The 20,617-nt window shown below is 72.1% G+C and carries 21 protein-coding genes; 9 read left to right on the top strand and 12 right to left on the bottom strand.

Translation table 11 applies throughout. The features are described 5' to 3' along the window. Nucleotides 1-17: 17 nt before the first annotated feature. Nucleotides 18-782, top strand: coding sequence for a nucleotide-binding protein (locus tag ACWIHY_RS04405; protein ID WP_454374091.1), 765 nt, complete (start codon nucleotides 18-20; stop codon nucleotides 780-782). Continuing rightward, the gene (locus tag ACWIHY_RS04400) at nucleotides 782-1,579 is read left to right on the top strand and encodes a ParB/RepB/Spo0J family partition protein (protein WP_454374090.1); all 798 of its coding nucleotides are present in this window, start codon (nucleotides 782-784) and stop codon (nucleotides 1,577-1,579) included. Before ACWIHY_RS04405 ends, ACWIHY_RS04400 begins: the two co-directional genes overlap by 1 nt. A 120-nt stretch (nucleotides 1,580-1,699) precedes the next feature. Here ACWIHY_RS04400 and moeZ read toward each other — a convergent pair whose 3' ends face one another. From moeZ to ACWIHY_RS04365, 7 genes are all read right to left on the bottom strand, one after another. After that, nucleotides 1,700-2,878, bottom strand: coding sequence for an adenylyltransferase/sulfurtransferase MoeZ (moeZ, locus tag ACWIHY_RS04395; protein ID WP_454374089.1), 1,179 nt, complete (start codon nucleotides 2,876-2,878; stop codon nucleotides 1,700-1,702). A gap of 63 nt (nucleotides 2,879-2,941) precedes the next feature. After that, a complete protein-coding gene (locus ACWIHY_RS04390) occupies nucleotides 2,942-3,733 on the bottom strand; it encodes a spherulation-specific family 4 protein (RefSeq protein WP_454374088.1) in 792 nt (263 codons plus the stop codon). Beyond that, on the bottom strand, nucleotides 3,721-4,731 hold the full coding sequence (locus ACWIHY_RS04385; protein ID WP_454374087.1) for an NAD-dependent epimerase/dehydratase family protein: 1,011 nt from the start codon (nucleotides 4,729-4,731) through the stop codon (nucleotides 3,721-3,723). The genes ACWIHY_RS04390 and ACWIHY_RS04385 overlap by 13 nt, the downstream gene beginning before the upstream one ends. A gap of 141 nt (nucleotides 4,732-4,872) precedes the next feature. Beyond that, nucleotides 4,873-6,204: a hypothetical protein gene (locus ACWIHY_RS04380; protein ID WP_454374086.1), complete on the bottom strand. Its 1,332-nt coding sequence runs from the start codon at nucleotides 6,202-6,204 to the stop codon at nucleotides 4,873-4,875. 166 nt (nucleotides 6,205-6,370) lie between these two features. Continuing rightward, nucleotides 6,371-8,059: a DUF3492 domain-containing protein gene (locus tag ACWIHY_RS04375; RefSeq protein WP_454374409.1), complete on the bottom strand. Its 1,689-nt coding sequence runs from the start codon at nucleotides 8,057-8,059 to the stop codon at nucleotides 6,371-6,373. Between the two features lie 220 nt (nucleotides 8,060-8,279). Next, entirely contained in the window at nucleotides 8,280-9,692 is a 1,413-nt protein-coding gene (locus ACWIHY_RS04370) for a DUF3152 domain-containing protein (protein ID WP_454374085.1), read from the bottom strand. 8 nt (nucleotides 9,693-9,700) lie between these two features. Next, nucleotides 9,701-10,666 (bottom strand): alpha/beta fold hydrolase, encoded by a 966-nt coding sequence (locus tag ACWIHY_RS04365; protein WP_454374084.1) that lies wholly within the window; start codon nucleotides 10,664-10,666, stop codon nucleotides 9,701-9,703. 113 nt (nucleotides 10,667-10,779) lie between these two features. Between ACWIHY_RS04365 and ACWIHY_RS04360 the strand changes: the two genes are divergently transcribed. The 4 genes from ACWIHY_RS04360 to ACWIHY_RS04345 all read left to right on the top strand — a co-directional run bounded on the left by ACWIHY_RS04360 (nucleotide 10,780) and on the right by ACWIHY_RS04345 (nucleotide 12,701). Continuing rightward, nucleotides 10,780-11,007, top strand: a complete 228-nt coding sequence (locus ACWIHY_RS04360) for a hypothetical protein (protein ID WP_454374083.1) — start codon at nucleotides 10,780-10,782, stop codon at nucleotides 11,005-11,007. A 198-nt stretch (nucleotides 11,008-11,205) separates the two neighbouring features. After that, entirely contained in the window at nucleotides 11,206-11,844 is a 639-nt protein-coding gene (locus ACWIHY_RS04355; RefSeq protein ID WP_069930470.1) for a TetR/AcrR family transcriptional regulator, read from the top strand. 170 nt (nucleotides 11,845-12,014) lie between these two features. Continuing rightward, complete coding sequence (locus ACWIHY_RS04350) at nucleotides 12,015-12,242, top strand: DUF3107 domain-containing protein (RefSeq protein ID WP_189715631.1); 228 nt, start codon at nucleotides 12,015-12,017, stop codon at nucleotides 12,240-12,242. A 192-nt stretch (nucleotides 12,243-12,434) separates the two neighbouring features. Continuing rightward, entirely contained in the window at nucleotides 12,435-12,701 is a 267-nt protein-coding gene (locus ACWIHY_RS04345; RefSeq protein ID WP_454374082.1) for a hypothetical protein, read from the top strand. Between the two features lie 15 nt (nucleotides 12,702-12,716). Here ACWIHY_RS04345 and ACWIHY_RS04340 read toward each other — a convergent pair whose 3' ends face one another. Further along, on the bottom strand, nucleotides 12,717-13,457 hold the full coding sequence (locus ACWIHY_RS04340) for a ferritin-like fold-containing protein (RefSeq protein ID WP_454374081.1): 741 nt from the start codon (nucleotides 13,455-13,457) through the stop codon (nucleotides 12,717-12,719). A gap of 474 nt (nucleotides 13,458-13,931) precedes the next feature. Between ACWIHY_RS04340 and ACWIHY_RS04335 the strand changes: the two genes are divergently transcribed. Further along, entirely contained in the window at nucleotides 13,932-15,956 is a 2,025-nt protein-coding gene (locus ACWIHY_RS04335; RefSeq protein ID WP_454374080.1) for a DEAD/DEAH box helicase, read from the top strand. Nucleotides 15,957-16,039: 83 nt separating this feature from the next. Beyond that, nucleotides 16,040-16,879 (top strand): alpha/beta fold hydrolase, encoded by an 840-nt coding sequence (locus ACWIHY_RS04330; protein WP_454374079.1) that lies wholly within the window; start codon nucleotides 16,040-16,042, stop codon nucleotides 16,877-16,879. A 40-nt stretch (nucleotides 16,880-16,919) separates the two neighbouring features. On the opposite strand, the gene ACWIHY_RS04325 is transcribed toward ACWIHY_RS04330, so the two are convergent. Next, a complete protein-coding gene (locus ACWIHY_RS04325; RefSeq protein WP_454374078.1) occupies nucleotides 16,920-17,837 on the bottom strand; it encodes an NYN domain-containing protein in 918 nt (305 codons plus the stop codon). Nucleotides 17,838-18,039: 202 nt separating this feature from the next. On the opposite strand from ACWIHY_RS04325, the gene ACWIHY_RS04320 reads away from it, so the two are divergent. Continuing rightward, entirely contained in the window at nucleotides 18,040-18,192 is a 153-nt protein-coding gene (locus tag ACWIHY_RS04320; RefSeq protein ID WP_093799180.1) for a hypothetical protein, read from the top strand. A gap of 76 nt (nucleotides 18,193-18,268) precedes the next feature. Here the strand turns inward: ACWIHY_RS04320 and ACWIHY_RS04315 are convergent, their stop codons facing one another. The 3 genes from ACWIHY_RS04315 to ACWIHY_RS04305 all read right to left on the bottom strand — a co-directional run bounded on the left by ACWIHY_RS04315 (nucleotide 18,269) and on the right by ACWIHY_RS04305 (nucleotide 20,571). Continuing rightward, the gene (locus tag ACWIHY_RS04315; RefSeq protein ID WP_454374077.1) at nucleotides 18,269-18,874 is read right to left on the bottom strand and encodes a MarC family protein; all 606 of its coding nucleotides are present in this window, start codon (nucleotides 18,872-18,874) and stop codon (nucleotides 18,269-18,271) included. Between the two features lie 70 nt (nucleotides 18,875-18,944). Beyond that, entirely contained in the window at nucleotides 18,945-19,811 is an 867-nt protein-coding gene (locus tag ACWIHY_RS04310; protein WP_454374076.1) for a PHP domain-containing protein, read from the bottom strand. Nucleotides 19,812-19,932: 121 nt separating this feature from the next. After that, nucleotides 19,933-20,571 carry a DUF6758 family protein gene (locus tag ACWIHY_RS04305; protein ID WP_454374075.1) on the bottom strand — a complete coding sequence of 213 codons (639 nt, stop codon included), beginning with the start codon at nucleotides 20,569-20,571 and terminating at the stop codon, nucleotides 19,933-19,935. Nucleotides 20,572-20,617: the final 46 nt, after the last annotated feature.

Genomic DNA, 20,617 nt, shown 5'->3' with positions numbered 1-20,617 from the left:
AATCAGGGAGAGTGGTCGTGGCACACGTACACGTGATCCTCAATCAGAAGGGCGGCGTGGGTAAATCCACGCTCGCCGTCAACCTCGCCGCAGTCACAGCCGACGTGCTCGGCGCCGGGTCCCAGGGTGAACGGCCGCCCGTCGTCGCCGTGTCGATCGACCCGCAGGGATCCGCCGTGTGGTGGTCGGAACGGGTCGGCGACGGCCTGCCGTTCGACTTCGTGCAGGCGCACGACGACCTCCCCGGTCTCGCCGCGCTCTCCCGTATCCCCTCCGCCCAGCACGTCTTCGTCGACACCCCCGGCTGGCTCGACCTCGCGGAGACCGACGGCGACGATCCGCTCGGGAAGGGGGGCGCCGCCGACGCGCTGCGCGCCGTCCTCGACAGCGCGCACGACGTGATCGTGCCGATCGAGCCCGAACCGCTCGGCTTCCAGCCCACCCAGCGCACCATCGAGCGCGTCGTGAAGCCGCGCGGACTGCCGTTCCGGGTGGTCATCAACAACTGGGACCCCCGCGACGGCAAGGCGGACCTCGACCAGACCCGGGCGTTCGTCGAGGCGCAGGGCTGGCCGCTCGCGCGCACCGTCGTACGCCACTACAAGCTGCACACCCGCGCGTCGGCGGACGGCCTCGTCGTCACGCAGTACGGCGCCAACCGCGTCGCCCTCCAGGCCCGCGAGGACTTCTTCCGCCTCGCCCTGGAGGTCGGCCTGGCGGTGATCCCGGCCCCGGCGAGGCCCAGGCGTACCCGGGCCGCCAAGAAGGCGGGGGTGCGCTGATGGGCCGCCGCACCGACCTCGCCACCCTGCTCGCACCGGGCGGCGAGCCCGCGCCGCCGGCCGGGCGGGACACGTACCCGCTGACCGTCCCCGTCACGGACCTCGCCGAGAATCCCGACAACCCGCGCCACGAACTGCGCGACCTGGACGGCCTGGCGGAGACGCTGCGCGAACGCGGAGTACTCCAGTCCCTCGGGGTCGTCTCCCGAGGCACCTTCCTCGCCGCGCATCCGCAGCACGAGGCGGCCGTCGGCGACGCCCCGTACGTCGTCCTGCACGGCCACCGCAGGCTCGCCGCCGCCAAGCTCGCCGGACTGCGCGAGGTGCCGGTTCTCGTACGCGAGGACGCGACGCGCACCGACGAGGACGCGCTGATCGAGAACGTCCAGCGCGACGACCTCACCGAGCTGGAGCAGGCCCAGGCCCTCCAGGGGCTGATCACCTCGTACGGCTACTCCCAACGGCAGGTGGCGGCCCGGATCGGCAAGACCCAGGGGTTCGTCTCCCAGCGGCTCTCGCTGATGAGGCTTCGCGGGGATCTCCAGGAGGCGCTGGCCGACGGCCGGGTCTCCGTCGAGGACGCACGGCGGATCGCTCGGCTGCCGCGCGACGAACAGCGGCTGCCCGGCCCCGCGCAGGACGCGCCCGCACCCGTGCCCAAGGCACGGCGGCGCGATTACGGCGTAATCACCCTCGACAGCCGCAGTACGCCGGAGGAGCTGGTCGAGGTGCTGCGCCGCAATCTGGCACCCGCCGCGCTCGAAAGGGTGGCCGAGCTGCTGGCCTCGGACCGCTGACCGGACGGCGAGGCGTACGTCGTCGGCACACGCGAAGGGGCCGCCCCGCACACATGACGTGCGGGGCGGCCCCTTCGTACGTACAACAGGACCGGCAACAGGGCCGGGAGACAGCCGGGCCTAGTAGATCGGCTTCTCCGGCTCGATCTGGTTGACCCAACCGATGACTCCGCCACCGACGTGCACCGCGTCCGCGAAGCCCGCGGACTTCAGCACCGCGAGGACCTCCGCGCTGCGGACACCCGTCTTGCAGTGCAGGACGATGCGCTTGTCCTGGGGCAGGTCCTGGAGGGCGCTGCCCATCAGGAACTCGTTCTTCGGGACCAGCCGCGCGCCGGGGATCGAGACGATCTCGTACTCGTTGATCTCACGGACGTCGATGATCTCGATCTTCTCGTCCGCGTCGATCCACTCCTTGAGCTGCTTGGGAGTGATCGTCGAGCCGAGCGCCGCCTCCTGCGCCTCCTCGGACACGACGCCGCAGAAGGCCTCGTAGTCGATGAGCTCGGTGACGGTCGGGTTCTCGCCGCAGACCGCGCAGTCGGGGTCCTTGCGGACCTTGACCTGGCGGTACTGCATCTCCAGAGCGTCGTAGATCATCAGTCGGCCGACCAGCGGCTCGCCGATGCCGGCGAGGAGCTTGATCGCCTCGTTGACCTGGATCGACCCGATGGACGCGCAGAGCACGCCCAGCACGCCGCCCTCGGCGCAGGACGGGACCATGCCCGGCGGCGGGGGCTCCGGGTAGAGGCAGCGGTAGCAGGGGCCGTGCTCGGACCAGAACACGGACGCCTGGCCGTCGAAGCGGTAGATCGAACCCCAGACGTACGGCTTGTTGAGCAGCACGCACGCGTCGTTGACCAGGTAGCGGGTCGCGAAGTTGTCGGTGCCGTCGACGATCAGGTCGTACTGGGAGAAGATCTCCATCACGTTCTCGGCTTCGAGCCGCTCTTCGTGAAGGACCACATTCACGTAGGGGTTGATGCCGAGGACCGAGTCGCGGGCGGACTCTGCCTTGGAGCGGCCGATGTCGGCCTGGCTGTGGATGATCTGGCGCTGCAGGTTCGACTCGTCGACCTCGTCGAACTCCACGATGCCGAGCGTGCCGACGCCGGCCGCGGCGAGGTACATGAGCGCGGGCGAACCCAGGCCGCCGGCGCCCACGGCGAGCACCTTGGCGTTCTTCAGCCGCTTCTGCCCGTCCATCCCGACATCCGGGATGATCAGGTGGCGGGAGTACCTGCGAACCTCGTCAACAGTGAGCTCGGCAGCGGGCTCGACCAGGGGTGGCAGCGACACGGGGACTCCGTAGGTCGGTCAATCAGTACGGTTGTTCTCCGCGTAACACTGCCACGCCCCTCCTCATTCCGAGACACCCGGTCCGATCCGCGAGACGATTTCGTCCCAGTACCCGGGCAGTGTCTCGAATGGGTCGGATTGTCCGTCACCGCCGCAGAGGTCTCCGGAGTCGCTGTAGTCGCTGCCGACGGTCCGGTCCGTCATGAAGACCGTCCCGGCGCCCTGCCAGCGGGCGATACGGACGGCCTCCTCCAGATGGGTCCGCGGCAGCCCGTGCACCAGGTGACAGAAGCGCTCCGGCGGGTGGTCCGCCGTCCATTCCGCCACCTGTGACCAGCGGTAGTCCGTCCACGGCCCCGAGAACGTCACCAGCTGCCCGGCGAGCTCCGCGTAGCCGGGATACGGGTGCGTGCCGTGGCCGAGGACCAGGTGTCCGCCGCCCTCGGCCAGCCCGGACACCGTCTTGGTCACGCGCCGCACCCCGGGCAGGTCCGTCCGGTCGCTGGGACAGCGGTCCAGATAGAAGCCGTCGACGCGGTACCAGTCGCGGAACCGGTGCGCGTCGGAGACCAGCTCGCCGAAGGACCGCCCCCCGTACGCCATGTCGAGCCGCCCGAGGACCCGCACCCCGGTGTTGCGGAGACGGCCCGCGGCCTCCAGGCAGTGCGGGTCGGGGCGGTCGCCCGGACCGTTGGACACGTTGAGCGCGACCCAGTGCAGCGGCGTACCCGGGCGGGTGAGTTCGCCCCATTCGACCGGGGCGACGAGCGGGTGGGCGTAGCCGGGGACACCGAGGCCCATGCGGTCGGCGGCGGTCGCGGCCTGTTGCCGCCGGGGCCTGGTCAGATGCGGCATGCCGCCTCCATCCAGATGTCGGCGAGCGACTCCTCCAGGTTGATCCGGGGCCGCCAGCCGAGCCGGTCGCGCGCGGTGCGCACATCGGCCTGCTGCCAGCTTCCGCAGCCGTCCGGGTAGGGGTACGGCGCCCCCATGTGCTCCGGGGACATCTCGCCGCGCGGCGCGCCCACCGAGGAGAGCACGCTGCCCACTCCCCCGTTGCGCGCCGCCGCTGCCGCGCTGCCCGGGACGTAACCGGAAGGCGCGTCGAGTTCGTGCAGGGCGCCGCCGTAGCCCGCGACCCTGGCCAGGACCGCGGCGGCGTCCCGCAGCCGGACCGCGCGACCGGTGCCGATGTTGACGGCGCCCTGCGCGGCGGAGAGCGAGGCGGCATGCACGGCGCGCGCCACGTCGCGTACGTCGACGAAGTCGCGCTGTACGCCGAGACCGCTGAGCTTCAGTTCCCCGTCCCCGGACTGCATGGCACGGCGCATCGCCTCGGCGAGCCTGCCGAGCGGCGAGCCCGCGGGCGTACCGGGACCCACCGGTGAGAACACCCGGAGCACGACGGCGTCGAGCCCCGAGCCGAGCACCAGCTCGGTGGCGGCGAGCTTGCTGACGCCGTACGGGCCGCCGGGGCGCGGCACGGCGTCCTCGGCGGTGGACGATCCCGGCTGCGAGGGCCCGTACTCGGCGGCGCACCCCAGCTGTACGAGCCGCGCTCCACAGCCGCTGCGGCGCAGCGCCTCGCAGACGGTCGCGACAGCGACGGTGTTGTGCCGGGTCAGCTCGCGGGCGCCGCCGCGGGTGGCGCCGGCGCAGTTGATGACGACTCCGGGGTGTACGGCGTCCAGGAAGCGGGTCAGCGCCCCCGGACTGCCGGTGGCGAGGTCGAACCGTACGTCGGCGTCGTCGCCCCGCCCGAGGGCGGTGAGCTGCACGGCCGGGTCGGCGAGCAGCCGGTCGGCGACGAAGCGGCCGAGATATCCGTTGGCTCCCAGCAGCAGCACCCTCATCGCGCGTCCCCTCGGTGCCGACCGGCTGAAGTTGGGGGTTGGGGGGTCATGGTCACGTTCTCCTTCGGGGATGTTGCGGTGAGTGCTGCGGTGTACGCCCGCGGCGTCGGCTCCGCGGGAGGCTGTGGCGGATCGGTGCGGTCAGTGGCGGCCTTCGGGCCGGGGACGGACGTCCGGTCCGTGGCGGCCGTCGGGCCCGGGCCGGCCGCTCGGTCCCTGACGGCCGTCGGGGCGCTGCGGCTCCGGGTCGGCGGTCACGGTCCGGCCGGCGTGCGCCGACGTCCGGGAGAGGGCCGCGGTGGCATGGACGAGCAGGGCGAGCGCGGCCACGGCGCAGGCGACGGCGGGGACGGCGCCCGCGCCGCCCGCGTCGACGAGGCGCTCGACGGGCCGGGCGAGGGGGTCACAACCCGGCAGGCGGGCGGCGAGTACGGCCGCGAGGGCGGTCGCCTGCAAGGTGGCCGCGGTGGCGAGCCCGGCGGAGGCGGGCCGGGGGAAGCCGTGGACGGTCAGCAGCCGGGCGACGAACAGCAGCGCGCCGAGGGCGACACCGGCCGCCAGGCCGGCCCGGCCGTTGCCGCCGGTCACGCTTGCCACCGCGAGCTGGAGGCAGAGGAGCGCGCCCACGAAAAGGCCCGTGACGGCGAGCAGCAGCGGCCGTAACGACGCCCCGAACTCCTCGGTGCCACGGCTCGCGACGAGTTTGCGCCGCGCCTGTACGGCGAGGACGTGCGCGCACCAGGCGGCGGGCCCCAAGGCTGCGGCGAGGGCCACGAGCGGAGTGGTCTCCATCGGCCAGGGTCCGTCGGGGCCCCCGGCGATGAGCGCGTCGAGCAGGCCGTCGCCGAGGACGGCGTACCCGAGCAGCCAGCACACCCACAGGCGTGCGGCGGGCGCCGTGCGCCCCTCGGCGCGCAGGGGCCCGTGGCGCAGGCACAGGGCGAGGGCGACAGCCACGACCAGCACCCCGGTCGCGGCGACCGCCAACCACACGCGCCCGGAGGTGAGTTCGAGCCCGGTGGCCGTGAGAGCGCACGCGGCTCCGGGCAGCAGCGCGTACGCGACCCAGCCGGCGCGCGCGGGAGCTTCGCGCTCGGGCTCCTGCCCTGCGCTGTCTCCGGCGCGCGGCACGCGTGCGTACAGTTCCTCGGCGAGCCCGAACACGTCCCGGTGCCGGAAACGGGCGGCGGTCCGGTCGGTCACCCCGTGCGCTTCGAGCCCCGCGGCGATCTCCAGCGGATCGACGGCCCGCTCGCACAGATCGCGATGGCGGTGCATGAGCGCCCGCACCGGATCGGCGGGCCCACGGCGCGGCGGCGCGGCGGCGCGACCGGCAGCGGCGGCCACGGACCCGGCCGCCAGTGCCTGCGCGTCACCCTCACTGCCACCGTCCCACCCGCCGGGGCTCGCGGGCGTACGGGTCCCGTCCCACGCGTCCCCGCCGGGGGCGGCCGGCATCCGGGATGCGCTCATCGGCGTACCTCCTGCGCTGACGGACGTGGTTACGGCTCCGACGGCGGCCGGTGCGCTCACAGCCGGCGCGCTCACAGCCGGCGCGGTGGCGAGGGGTGCGGTGGCGGTCGCCGCCGGGGCCGTCGTCGTCGCCGGGGGTCTCGCGGGGTCCTGCCCGCGGCGGCGCTCAGACATCGCGCTCCCCCAGCCCCGGTCCTGCACCCGCGCCCACGCGTTGCGAAGGGTCCGCGGCGTCCGCCCAGCCCGGGGCCGACGCCCCGCCGCCGGCCCACCGCCCCGGCACGTGCGCTTCCGCCGGGTGGGCGAAGAGCAGGGGTTCGCCGTCCGCGCCCACCGGCTCCCGCCGCACCGGGCAGTGCGAGATCAGCTCCAGGTAAATGCCTCGAAATGCCGCCAGGTTCTGCTCGACAGTGAAGAGTTCGAGCGCACGTGCGCGTGCCGCCGCTCCCAGCCGCTCCCGCCGCTGCGGATCGCGCATCAGCGCCCCGCAGGCGTCGGCCAGGGCGCGGGGATTGCGGGGCGGGACCACCAGGCCCGTACCACCGATGACTTCGACGACCGCGCCGACATCCGTCGAGACCGTGGCGCGCCCGCAGAACATCGCCTCGACGAGGCTGACCGGGAAGCCCTCGACGACGCTGGAGAGGACGACCACGCTGCCCGCCGCGTACGCGGCGGCGAGGTCCGGTACCTCGGGCCCGCCGATCTCCTCGAAGGAGACGGGGTTGTCACCGACGGCGTGCGCGTCGGCCGCCTCGTCGGGGAACAGCTGGGTGGCCAGCGCCTCGCAGTGCGCGAGATACGCGGCGGCCTCCGCACCCTGCCCGTGCCGACTGTGAACGATCCGCAGCCGCGCCTGCGGCTCCGCCTTTCGCACTTCGGCGAAGGCGTGCAGCAGCGAGATGAGGTCCTTCGCCGGCTCCACGCGCCCGACCCAGACCAGCGTGCTCGGGTCGCCGCCGTCGCCCCCCTCCCCGAGCGCCGCGAAGCACTCGGACTCCATGCCGGGGTAGACGGTGCGCAGTTTCGCGCGGTCGGCGCCGCACCGTTCCTGCCACCGCCTGGCGTGCGTGTTGCCCGGTGTGATGAGGGAGGCCCGGTCGTACACCTCGGCGGCGAGCTTGCCGTGGAAGGAGGCGAGCAGCGTCCGTACCGGCGCGCTCCGGGCCGTGTCGCCCGCCGCGAGGTAGCGCGCCCGCAGCTGTACGCCGTATTCGGTGACCAGCAGCGGAACGCCGAAGAAGCGTTTGGCCAGCAACCCCGGCAGGGCGGCGGACCCGCCCGACGCCGCGTGGCACAGATCGACGGCGCCGAGGCTCTCGTCGTCGTACCAGTCCAGCGAGAGGGGCCGCAGAGCGCGCTCGAGCAGGTCGGCGAACTCGAGGTAGTCGGGGACCTTGGCGGCGTGTACGGCACGGTTGGCGCCCGGCGCGCGGCAGGCGGCTTCGAGGGCGCGCACGGCGACTTCGGAGCGCAGGGCGGCGTGCAGCCCGCCGTGCTCCCCGGCCAGCTCCGCGAGTCCGTAGAGCCCGGCGGCGAAACGCCGGCCGGCGTCCTCTTCGTCCGGCGCACAGACGGCGTCGACCAGCTCCCGGTAGTGCCCGGCGAAGCGGCGCCGTTCGCGCCGGCCGTAGGTGCTGCCGTCGTCCTCCGGCGCCCACAGCGGCGCGGTACGCACCCGCTGCACCTGCGGCGGCAGGGGGATCCAGCCTTCCGCTTCCTGCCGGGCGCTGCGGCTCAGGGCGTAGATGTCGAACGCGTGCTGCGCGAGCCCGCGCACGAGCCGGTCGCACCAGAGCCTGGATTCACCTGTCGCATACGGGTAGCCACCCTCCGTGAGCAGTCCGATCCGCACGAGCACACCCCCGATCTCCCTTGTGGGCGGCCGCCGTTGGTCCGGCGACTCGCAGCGGGACCGACCGTATGCGGACATGCCGGTGACGCGACGGACGGTTGTCCATCGCGCCACCAAAAGGGGTGAACACGCGTAACTTTCGCCCCGCCGTAGCGTTCTGTCGCGCTAAGGGGCCTTTCGATTACGGGGCGTCAGGCTGTGGCCGGCGCGCAGCGGAGGCTCAACTGCCGGGGAACACCCAGGGGTTGGGCCTGCACTTGACGCCGTCGATGTCGAGCGACTTCGTCTGCTGCTGCATGATGGGCGCGAGTTCGCCCGGCGTCTCGCAATTCTCGTGACCGTGCCCGAGCCGGTGGCCGATCTCATGGTTGATGAGCATCTGCCGGTAGGCGAACATCTTGTCCTTGCCGAACGTATCGGCCCCCTGCGCCCACCGGAACGCGTTGATCATCACGCGCTCGGTCGCCGCCGAATCGCACGAGACGTTTCCGGAGAGCGTTTCGAGGCCGGACTTCGCACACCACACACCGGTGGTGCCCGGACTCGCGAGCGTGACGACGAAATCGGGCCGGCCCGAGGAAATCCGCTCGAACGTCATGGCCCCGTTGTGCGCCCAGCTCCGGTCGTCGTTGAGGGTCTCCTGCACGGCACGGGCGAAGAGAGCGCCGTCGAGGCCGAGTCCCTTCTCGACGTCCACCCGGTAGGAGTACTTCTGCCCCTTGCCCGGCGCCTTGTCGAACCCGCCGATCGCCTGGAAGTCGCCTCCGCCTTTCAGCTTCGGGTCGATCGGGTAGGTCCTGGCCATCTGCTGCGCGTACGTCGCCGGGGCATCTGCCACCCCCCGGGACGGCGTCGGCCGGGCGTCCGAACGCGAGGCGTCGCTCTCACGGGTGTTCCTGTCCCCGGTGGCCGGGGCCGCGACGGGGTCCTGCTCGCCCTGGGCGACCTGCCCGGCCACCACCACGGCGAGCACGGTGGTCACCGCGGCCGCGGCGATCCCGGTGAAGGCCCGCCCCTTGGCGCCCTTGGCGGGCGCGGCGTCGTATGCGTCGTGGGGATCGTCGTCGTGGCCGGCGTCAGCGGCGGAGGCCGTGGCAGCGGTCTCGTCCCGGCCGGTGACCGGGCCGTACGGATCGCCTTCCGGCGGAGTCCCGGACGGCGCGTCGAAGGCCTCGACGAACTCCTGCCGCGGTCCCGGAATCCGGGCTCCGGCCGCCGCGTAACGCGCCTGGGTCTGGGGCTGCGTGTGGCCCTGGGGCCGCATTCCCGGCGGGCCCTGTTGCGGTCCCGGCGGGCCCGGCGGCCGTCCCTGCGGCCCGCGCGGAGCACCCTGCCAGTCGCCGTACCTGCCGCCGGGCGCCGCACCCCAGCCGCCGCCCGACTCCCGCTGCTCGGGATGCCCGCCGCGCACTTGCGGCACCCCGTGAGCCGGAGTGCCGCCGTACTGCTGATGCCGCTGCTGCGGCCGCTGGGGCGCGGGCGCCGGCGCGGCGTCGTACCCCGCGTCTCTCACCCGTCCGCGCCGTCCGTCCCCCGCGTCCGGACCTGCCGCGGCTGCCTCACCGGTGCCCGGTATGGCGGGTTTCTCGGCAGTCCCCTTGGGTGCGGGGCCTCGGCGACTATGACGTCCCACGCGCCGGATCAGCTCCTACCGCTGTCATTGATCAGTTCCCGGACAGCGCTGGCGACCGCCTCCGGATATTCCATCATCGCCACGTGCCCGGCGTCGGGCATGGTCAGCAGCCGCGCATCGCGGAACGACGCGGCCGCCCTGCGCGCCATACGGTACGACACGAGCTGATCCCGCCCTCCGTACACCAGCAGCGTCGGCGCGAGCACCCGCTCCGCCTGCCGCCACAGACCGTGCTGTCCGCCCAGTGTGTACGCGTCGACGATGCCTCGCGCCGAGCGCGTCATCGCGTCCCAGAAGTACGGCAGTTCCAGCCGCCGCTCCATCTCCTGCACGGCGTGCTCGAAGGCCTCGGGCGTGATCGCCTCGGGATCGCCGTAACAGAGCGCCATCACCCCGCGCGTGCGCTGCTCCGCGGTCCAGTCCTTGCTGAGCCGGGCGAACAGCGAGGCGACTCCCGGCAGTGCGAGCAGTCCGGTCGGCACCGCCGTGCGCTGCACCCGGAGTTCGGGGAGAGCGGGCGAGACGAGCGTGAGCGTGCGCACCAGGTCGGGCCTGACGGCCGCGATGCGCGTGGCGACGGCGCCGCCCAGCGAGTTGCCGAAGAGGTGGACGGGGCCGCGGCCGCCCGCGTCGAGCAGCCGGATGCACGCGCGCGCCTGGCCGCTGACCGAGTAGTTGCCGTCGTCGGGCGGCGGGGAGTCGCCGAAGCCGGGCAGGTCGACCGCCTCGCCGTCGACGTGGTCGGCGAGCAGCGGCATCAGGGCCGACCAGTTCTGCGAGGACCCGCCGAGCCCGTGCACGTACAGCGCGGCCGGCAGGCCGGTGCGTGCCGGGGGCCGCGTGCGTAGGTTCAGCGTCAGTCCCGGCAGGGTGACGGAGCGCAGCTTCTCCCCGTCGGCGACCCGCACGGCGCTGACCCGCGGCACCGCGGTGGCGGCGGCGAGGCTGGACCCGGGCAGCTCGGTCGAAGGCATGCGGCAATGTTACGAGACGATCACGCACTGAATCGTGTGTTCGCCGTCACAGATCTACCCTCGGAGCAAAGGGCGTACGCGCCGCCCCGTGCTTCCTCCCGAAAGGCAACCAGATGTCTGTCGATCCGACCGACCCGGAGACCTTCGCAGACGTGGGGTCCTCCGACGAACCCGACGAGCTCGACGACGACGCCTCCGAGGCGGACGCCGCCGAGCAGCGCACGGAGTGGCAGCAGACGCACGACGACCGTCCGACCGGCATCGACACCGGGGAGGCTGCCGACGGGGACGCCGCCGAGCAGGCCCGCGTGGTCACCGTCGACGAGGACGACTATCGCTGACGGGGTCGGCCGAAGTCCCTGCTCAGCACCTGATCAGCATGTGATCGGTCCTTCCGCGGCCGTCCGGTCCGTGAAATTCTCCGTCCGCACCGCGCACACCCGGGTTACCCAAAAGTACGATGGCGGGCGCGGCGCACACGGCGCACGGAATGGCCGTGCTGTTGAAAGGCCGCGACACTGAAAGACATGGGAGGCGGCGTGACAGCCACCGAGCAGACAGAGGCGGCACGCCCACGCGGCACACGCCTGCCCCGCCGAGCCCGACGCAATCAACTTCTGGGCGCGGCGCAGGAGGTCTTTGTCGCGCAGGGGTACCACTCGGCGGCGATGGACGACATCGCCGAGCGAGCCGGTGTGAGCAAGCCGGTCCTGTATCAGCACTTCCCGGGAAAGCTGGAGCTCTACCTGGCCCTCCTGGACCAGCACTGCGAGTCGCTGCTCCAGGCGGTACGCACCGCCCTCGCCTCGACCACGGACAACAAGCTGCGCGTGGCCGCGACGATGGACGCCTATTTCGCGTACGTCCAGGACGAGGGCGGCGCGTTCCGCCTGGTCTTCGAGTCGGACCTGACGAACGAGCCCGCCGTGCGCGAGCGCGTCGACCGTGTCTCGCTCCAGTGCGCGGAGGCGATCAGTGAGGTCATCGCCGAGGACACCGGCCTGTCCAAGGACGAGTCGATGCTGCTGGCCGTCGGCCTCGGCGGCGTGTCCCAGGTCGTCGCCCGTTACTGGCTCTCCAGTGGCAGCACGATCCCGCGCGACACCGCGGTGCAGCTGCTGACATCGCTCGCCTGGCGCGGCATCGCGGGCTTCCCGCTGCACGGCAGCGAGCACTGACGTGGGAGTGAAGCGGTCCGTGCCGGTGCGTGTACGGGAAGTGTTCCCGATGCGTGTTCGCTTCTGGCGTGCGGCGTCGGAGCGTTGCGTGTCGCCTCACCGGGCTAATGTGTGCTGCGTACGGCGCGACGACCGCGCACCGCAGCACTGACCGTCGGAGGGACATAGCCGTGGAGGTCAAGATCGGCGTGCAGCACGCGCCCCGGGAGATCGTTCTGGAGAGCGGGCAGTCCGCCGAGGAGGTCGAGCGCGCGGTATCCGACGCGCTGGCCGGCAAGGCGCAGCTGCTCAGCCTCAAGGACGACAAGGGCCGTACGGTCCTCGTTCCCGCTGACCGGATCGCCTACGTGGAGATCGGCGAGCCGGCGACGCGCAGGGTGGGCTTCGGCGCGCTGTAGGCGTCGGCACCACACAGCACCACAGACGGAACCGGCCCGGTGGGACATCCCACCGGGCCGGTTCCGTCTGTTCGCATCCCCTCGTACGCCGGCCTCGTCGCCGGACCGGAGGAGGGGAGGGTTGCCTTCCGCTGGGCGGGGGTAGTACGGGCTACGACCGATTCGCACCCTGGCTGCACGGGAGGAAACCACGTGATCCTGGAAGCTCTCGGCTCCATCGCCCTCGGCTTCGCCCTGGCCTGGGCGGCTGCCCACCGGCTCGGGGACCGGCTGCCCTCACGGCGTGTCGTACTGGCCGCGGGGCCGCTCGGGGCCCTGTTCGGCGCGTACGTCACCCACTCCGCACTCGGCCCGGGTCATGTCGTGGCGACGCTGATCGGCGCGGTGGCGGTGGGAGCGGTTCTGCTGTCGCTCCTCATCCGCCCCAGGGGCCGCATCCGTCGTTCGGCGGCGGCGTAGCGTCCGTCCGCGGCGTTACGCCGCCAGGCCGAGCGCCGCCATGCGCTTGGTGTGGGCCTCGGTGATCCGCGAGAACATCCGTCCCACCTCCGCCAGGTCGAACCCGTCGGCGACGCCGCCCACGAGCATCGTGGAGAGCGCGTCACGGTCCGCCACGACCCGCTGCGCCTGCGAGAGCGCCTCGCCCATCAGCCTGCGCGCCCACAGCGCGAGCCGGCCGCCGCAGCGCGGGTCGGCCTCGATCGCGGCACGTACCTTCTCCACCGCGAAGTTCCCGTGGCCCGTGTCGTCGAGCACGGCGAGCACCAGTGCGCGGGTGTCCGAGTCGAGCCGTTCCGCGACCTCGCGGTAGAAGTCGCTGGCGATCGAGTCACCGACGTACGCCTTGACCAGTCCCTCGAGCCAGTCGGAGGGCGCGGTCTGGCGGTGGAAGTCGTCGAGGGCCTTCGCGAAGGGCTCCATCGCGGCTGTCGGCTCCTCGTCGATCGCGGTCAGCCGGTCGCGCAGCCGCTCGAAGTGGTGGAACTCCGCCGACGCCATCTTCGCCAGCTCCGCCTTGTCGGCGAGCGTCGGGGCGAGCTTGGCGTCCTCGGCGAGGCGCTCGAAGGCCGCCAGCTCTCCGTACGCGAGTGCGCCCAGCAGGTCCACGACCGCGGCGTGGTAGTTCGGCTCGGTGGACGCCGTGGCCCAGTCCTGGGCGGCGATACCGGTGCGGGGTGTCTCTTCGGGTGAAATGGCGTTGTCAGGCGTCTCCATGAACCGCACAATAGCCCGCTCTCCCCGGGGCGGAAGGGCCTGGTCAGCCACTGCTGTCACCCCGATCCGGGAAATCGTACCGACACACCTGCGCGATTCCGGGGTACAGTGGTAAAGCGCTAGCAGAGTGCCCAGGGCATTTCGCGGGCGCAATTGAATGAGGATGCCCGGTCGGTGGCCCGATCGGCTCCGACCCGACAGCCCTCCACGCGGGGCGTACCAAGGCGTACGACCGCAAGATGAGGGGCCCCCTCAGCGACACGAGCGCTTGAGCGACGGCACGTGGTCCCGCGCCTCCCGGCCCTAATTCCGGCCGGACGAAACCAGGCACGGTACGACCCCCTTCGTTCGCGTGGCGTCGCGTCTCACAGAAGAGGCAGCACCCTGACTACGTTCCGAGACCTCGGGATCCTTTCCGAGACCGCCGAGGCCCTTGAGGCCGTCGGCATCACGTCCCCCTTTCCCATCCAGGAGATGACGCTCCCCGTCGCGCTCTCCGGCAGCGACGTCATCGGCCAGGCCAAGACCGGCACCGGCAAGACGCTCGGCTTCGGCCTTCCGCTGCTCGAGCGCGTGACCGTCCCCGCGGACGTCGAGGCGGGCCGGGCGGCGCCCGAGAAGCTGACCGAGGCTCCGCAGGCGCTCGTCGTCGTACCGACGCGTGAGCTGTGCCAGCAGGTCACCAACGACCTGCTGACCGCCGGCAAGGTCCGCAACGTCCGTGTGCTCGCCATTTACGGCGGCCGTGCGTACGAACCGCAGGTCGAGGCGCTCAAGAAGGGCGTCGACATCGTCGTCGGTACACCCGGGCGTCTGCTGGACCTCGCCGGCCAGAAGAAGCTCGACCTCTCCCATGTGCGTTCGCTCGTCCTCGACGAGGCCGACGAGATGCTCGACCTGGGCTTCCTGCCCGACGTCGAGAAGATCATGAAGATGCTTCCGGCCAAGCGTCAGACGATGCTGTTCTCGGCGACCATGCCGGGCGCCGTCATCGGCCTCGCCCGCAAGTACATGTCGCAGCCGACGCACATCAGCGCCACGTCGCCCGACGACGAGGGCGCGACCGTCGCGAACATCACGCAGCACGTCTTCCGCGCGCACAACATGGACAAGCCGGAGCTCGTCTCCCGCATCCTCCAGGCTGACGGCCGCGGTCTCGCGATGATCTTCTGCCGTACGAAGCGGACCGCCGCCGACATCGCCGAGCAGCTCGAGAAGCGCGGCTTCGCCTCCGGCGCGGTCCACGGCGACCTCGGCCAGGGCGCGCGTGAGCAGGCGCTGCGCGCGTTCCGCAACGGCAAGGTCGACGTGCTCGTCTGCACCGACGTCGCCGCCCGCGGCATCGACGTCGAGGGTGTGACGCACGTCATCAACTACCAGTCCCCCGAGGACGAGAAGACGTACCTGCACCGCGTGGGCCGCACCGGCCGCGCGGGCGCGAAGGGCATCGCCGTCACGCTGGTCGACTGGGACGACATCCCGCGCTGGAAGCTCATCAACAAGGCGCTGGACCTGCCGTTCGACGAGCCGGAGGAGACGTACTCCACGTCTGCTCACCTGTACGAGATCCTGAGCATCCCGGCCGGTACGAAGGGCATACTGCCCCGGGCCGACCGGACCCGCGCGGGTCTGCGCGCGGAGCAGGTCGAGGACCTGGGCGAGACGGGCGGCCGCGGGCGCAAGTCCGCACCGGCCGCCGCCGCGCCGGCCGTCACCGAGGAGCGTGCGCCGCGTACGCCGCGTCAGCGTCGTCGTACGCGCAACGGCGCGCCGGTGTCGGCGGACGAGGCGACGGCGGTCTCCGCCGGCCCCTCGGCCACCGGGGCGCCGGAGTCCCCTGCGGCTCCCGAGGCTCCCGCCGAGGCCCGTACCCCCCGCCGTCGTCGCCGCACCCGTGTGACGGAGGCCGCGGTGGAGACGCTGGAGGCTCCGGTCCCCGCCCCCGCGGCGGAGCCCGAGGCCCCGAAGAAGCCCCGCCGCCGTACCCGCGCCGCCGTGGCAGAGACGGTGGAGACGGTCGAGGCAACGGTCCCCGCCCCGGCGGAGGAGCCCGAGGCCCCCAAGCGGACGCGCCGCCGCACCCGCACCGCCGACGCCACGGCCGAGACGGTCGCAGCGGTCGAAACAACCGAGGCACCGGCCCCCGCCCCCGCGGCGGAGCCCGAGGCGCCGAAGCGCACCCGCCGCACCCGCGCCCGTACCGCCGACGCCGTCGCCGCTGTCGAAACGGTCGAGGCGCCGGCCCCCGCAGCGGAGCCCGAGGCTCCCAAGCGGACCCGCCGCCGCACCCGCACCGCCGACGCCGCGGTCGAGACCGCCGAGGCCACGGTCCCCGCCCCCGTGGCGGAGCCCGAGGCCGCCCCCGAGAAGGCGCCCCGTCGCCGTACGCGCGCCGCGAAGCCGGCCGAGGCCGTCGCGTCCGCCGAGGCGGAGGCCGCTCCGGTGAAGGCTCCGCGCCGCCGCACCCGCGCGGCCGCTGCCGCTCAGCCGGAGAGCTGAGCGAGCGAGGCTGAGCAGCCGGCGTCGCCGATGGCCCGGTCCCCCTTCGCGGGGGCCGGGCCATCGGCGCGTAGCCTCGTCGCATGAGCCGGCCGCCCACGTTCACCCCGCCCCCCGGTACCCGCGCGCTGTCCCTGCGCACGTCGCGCGGCGTATTCGCCGCACTCGAAGCGGAACCCCGGGGCACGCGGCCCAGGGGCACCGCGCTGCTGCTGCCCGGGTACACCGGGAGCAAGGAAGACTTCATCGCGATGCTGGTGCCGCTCGCGGAAGCGGGCTACCGGGTCGTCGCGGTCGACGGACGAGGCCAGTACGAGTCCGAGGGACCGGAGAGCCAAGAGGCCTACAGCCAGGGCGAGTTGGCGCTCGACATCCTCGCTCAGGCCCGGGCCGCCGGCACGCCGGTGCATCTCGTCGGGCACTCGCTCGGCGGCCAGATCTCCCGCGCGGCCGTACTCCTCGACGCTTCGCCGTTCACGTCGCTGACCCTCATGTCGTCCGGCCCCGCGGAGGTTTCTCCCGCCCAGCAGCAGAAGATCTCCCTACTGACGGAAGCCCTCGGCGCCATGACCATGGATCAGGTGTGGGAGGCCATGCGGGCGCTCGATCCGCCGGAGGAGACCGACCTCGACGGCGCCGGCCTGCGTGCCCGCTGGCTGCGGCACAACCCCGCCCAGCTCGTCGCCACCGGGCGGCAGTTGACGGGCGAGCCGGACCGTGTGGACGAACTCGCCGCAGTGGGGCTGCCGGTGCATGTGATCTCGGGCGCCTCCGACGACACCTGGCCCGTGCCGCTGATCGACGAGATGGCCGGGCGGCTCGGCGCGTACCGGACGGTGATCGAGGGCGCCCAGCACTCGCCGAACACCGACCGCCCCGAGGAGACCGCGAAGGCGCTGGCGGGCTTCTGGGACGCCCTTTAGCACCGCGCGGGCACCGTACTCCAAGGCGGGAGAGAGCTGACTAGTACTGCGCCTGAAGGTGTTGCCAGAAGCCGTCCCGCAGCGCCCGCCGCAGGTCCGCGTGACCGCGCAGGGACCGCTGGAGGAGCCGCTCGGCCTCCACCAGGAGCTCCTGGTCCACCGATCCCGGCAGGTAGGGGTGGCCCGGCAGCAGGTCGGCCAGCGACTCCCGGCCCCGCGCGCCCAGCCAGGCGGCCGCGATCTGCGCTCCGATGAAGCGGACGTCCTCGCGGCTCGGCCGTGGGGTGCCCTCGTTCTCGTACGTCGTCACCGGGCGCCGCGTGACGTACGGCTTGCAGAATTCGAGGTCGAACGTGCGCTGGCTGTCGACCTCCCACAGGAGCGGCTCGGCCTGGTTGCGCCCCTCCCCCGCCTCGATCCCCCACAGGTGGACGCGTGCACCGTAGCCCTGCGCCGCCTCGACCGCCGAGACGAGGTCCTCGTCGCCGCCGACCAGCGCCGCGTCGCTGATGGCGCGGTGGCGGGCCAGCGATTCCAGGTCCGTACGGATCAGGGAGTCGACGCCCTTCTGCTGGTTGTTGGCGTTGAGGTTGCCCAGGCGGACCTTGACGTCGGGCAGCTCGGCGATCGACTGCTGCTCGGTGGTGTGGATGCGGCGCCTGGCCCCGTCGTACCAGTACACGCGCAGCAGCCTGCTGTCCGCGAAGATCGTGCGGGCCTTGTCGATGAAGGCCTCGATGATCCCTTCCGCGTCGAGGTCGAAGGACCTGCGGTCCTCGGTCCCGGTCACGAGCAGTCCGGCCGCCGCGTAGACATAGCCGGCGTCGACGAAGATCGCGTGGGTGGAAGGGGTCTTCGCCACCTCGGCAAGCATGCGCTGGAGCAGCTCGTTGGTGCGCTCCAGGCGGGCGGTGACCCTGGCGAGTTCAGAGGGGCCCGAAGGCTGTGCGTCGTCCATACGGCTCTCATTGTCCGTGGCGTGACCGAGCGCGCACAACCGGTCCGGCTACCAGCGAGTATTTAGAGAGCCGAAAGTTTTCTTTAGCGTAGGGAATGACTGTGGTGGGCACATCGTTGTAACCCATAGAGAACGCGAGGCGCCTAGCCTCGCGTTCCCATACATAGTTCTCCAGCAGGAGGATCAGACGAAGGGAGAAGCCTTGCGCTTCGAAATCATGCGCCTGGACGACGTCGACGGTTCCGCCGTTGACAGCACCGTCGTGGACGCCGCCTCCGTCAACCGGATCGTGCAGCAGGCCGCCTCAGTCGGCCAGCGCATCTACATCCGCCCGGCCGAGACCTCGGCTTCATAACACTCAGTAGAGGTTTGTTTTGAGGTAGGCGCCCCCGTGCACCGCGTACGGGGGCGCTCGTGCGTCCGGTCCCGGCTCAGCTGCCCTGGATCACCTGGGTGACCCCGTTGATGATCTGCTGCACCGCGATCGCGGACAGCATCATGCCCGCGAGGCGCGTCACCAGGACCACGCCGCCGTCCTTGATGACGCGGATGATCAACAGTGAGTAGCGCATGGTGAGCCACAGGACCACGTGCATGACGACGATCGCCGCCCAGACCGAGACCTGCGCTTTCGCGCTGCCGGCGTGCTGGACGGCCAGGATGACCGAGACGATCGCGCCGGGGCCCGCGAGCAGCGGCATCCCGAGCGGTACGAGCGCGACGTTGACGTCCTTGGTCTGCGTCGGCTCGTCTGTCTTGCCGGTGAGCAGGTCGAGTGCGATCAGAAGCAGCAGCAGACCGCCCGCGATCATCAGCGCGGGCACGGACACATGCAGGTAGTCGAGGATCTGCTGGCCGAGCACGCCGAATACGGCGATCACGCCGAAGGCGACGGCGACGGCCTGCCAGGCCATCCTGCGCTGCACCTTGGCAGGCCGGCCCGAAGTGAGGGCAAGAAAGATCGGGGTGATCCCAGGAGGGTCCATAATCACAAAAAGCGTGAGAAAGAGGGATCCGAAAACGGCAAAGTCGAGCACAGTGAAGCCTTGCGAGAAGAGGGTCTTACGAGGAAGGGGTGACCGGGAAAGCGGAGCCGCGCAGGCGGAGTTACGGCCGAGGGCTTCCGCCCGCGCCCGGCACGGGGAACGCGCCGGTCGCGCGCCGCGTGATCTCGCCGTAGATCTCGGGGTCCGTGGTGAACTCCCCGAGCCGTACGGTCTTCCGGCTGCCGTGGTAGTCGCTGGACCCGGTGGCCAGCAGCCCGAGATCTGCGGCGAGAGCGCGCAGGCGCGCGCGGGTCGGCTCGTCGTGGTCCATGTGGTCGATCTCGATCCCGTCGAGACCCGCGGCGGCCAGTGCGGCTATCGCGCTCTCGGGAACGGTGTCGCCGCGCTTGGCGGCGCCCGGGTGCGCGAAGACGGTGACTCCGCCGGCCGCCTTGACCAGGCGGATCGCGTCGAAGGGGTCGAGCTCGTGCTTCTCGACGTACGCGCGGCCGCCGTTGGCCAGCCAGTCGGGCACAAAGGCGTCGGAGACGGTCTCGACGACGCCGAGCTCCATCAGCGCGGACGCGATGTGCGGGCGGCCGACCGAGCCGTCTCCGGCGATACGGGCCACCCGGTCCCACTCGATCGGTACGCCCAGCTCCTGGAGCTTGCCGACCATGCCCTGCGCGCGGGGCACCCGGTCGTCCCGTACCAGCTCGCGCTCGCGCGCCAGCTCGGGCTCGTCCGGATCGAAGAGGTAGGCCAGCATGTGCAGCCCGATGCCGTCGAGGCGGCAGGAGAGCTCGGCTCCGGTGACGAGGGTCAGACCCGTCGGGAGCGCCCCGATCGCCTCCGCGTGCCCGCGCGTGGAGTCGTGGTCGGTGAGGGCCACGACGTCGAGTCCGGCGGCCGCCGCGTTGCGCACCAGCTCGGCGGGGGTGTCCGTGCCGTCCGAAGCCGTGGAGTGGGTGTGCAGGTCGATGCGCACGACGCTTGGCTCCGGGGCTCGGCGGGACGGGGGGACCGGTCAAGGATAGCCGGGAATCGAACACCCCCGGATCGGCCCACGCCCACCGCGGGGACCGGGGCCCCGGGTCGGACGCGGCCGGTCAGGTCAGCAGTCGCGGGGACAGCGCCCCGCACGGCACGAGGTCCACTTCCGCGCCCGCCTCGCGCAGGTCGGTCAGTATCAGCTCGTCGTACATCATCAGGCCCGACTGCTCCGGCCAGACGATCGCCCACAGCCACAGCCCGCACGCCTCGCCCGCGAAGACGGCGCGGTCGTCGGGGACGCCGGAGAGGTGCCACAGCGGGGTGGGCCGTCCGGCCGCGAGCAGTTTGACCTGCGGCGGCTTGTCCATGCTCATGTACGCACCGGGATCGGGACCCTCCACACCCGCGTAGCGCGCGCCGAGGCCGACTCCGAGCTCCTCCGCGACGAGCAATATTTCGCCGAGACCGCCGAGCGGTCCCGGGCCCGAGCAGGCGACGGCCGTGGCACGTGAGCCACTTCGGTCGTCACCCGCACAGGTCACCCCCGTGAACAGCCAGCCGACCGGCAGCGGCCACGGCATCCACACCGGCACCTTGGCGCGCTTCACCGCGACGGTGAGGGCCTCGACGCTGGGTGGGATCACTGGCTGCTGCGGGTGCACCGTCCCGTGCACGTCGCACTGCCAGGAGTCGGCAAAAAGACCGGGCGCCCTGACCCGGCCACCGCACTTCGGGCAACTGGGTTCGCCCCTCATAGGGCCCAACGGTCCTCCCCGGCCGTCCTCGCGTCAAGGACGATCA

This window comes from Streptomyces sp. NPDC055287, from assembly GCF_053646035.1.
The sequence above is the reverse complement of the archived record's forward strand: the minus strand, read 5'-3'. Positions and strand labels throughout refer to the sequence as shown.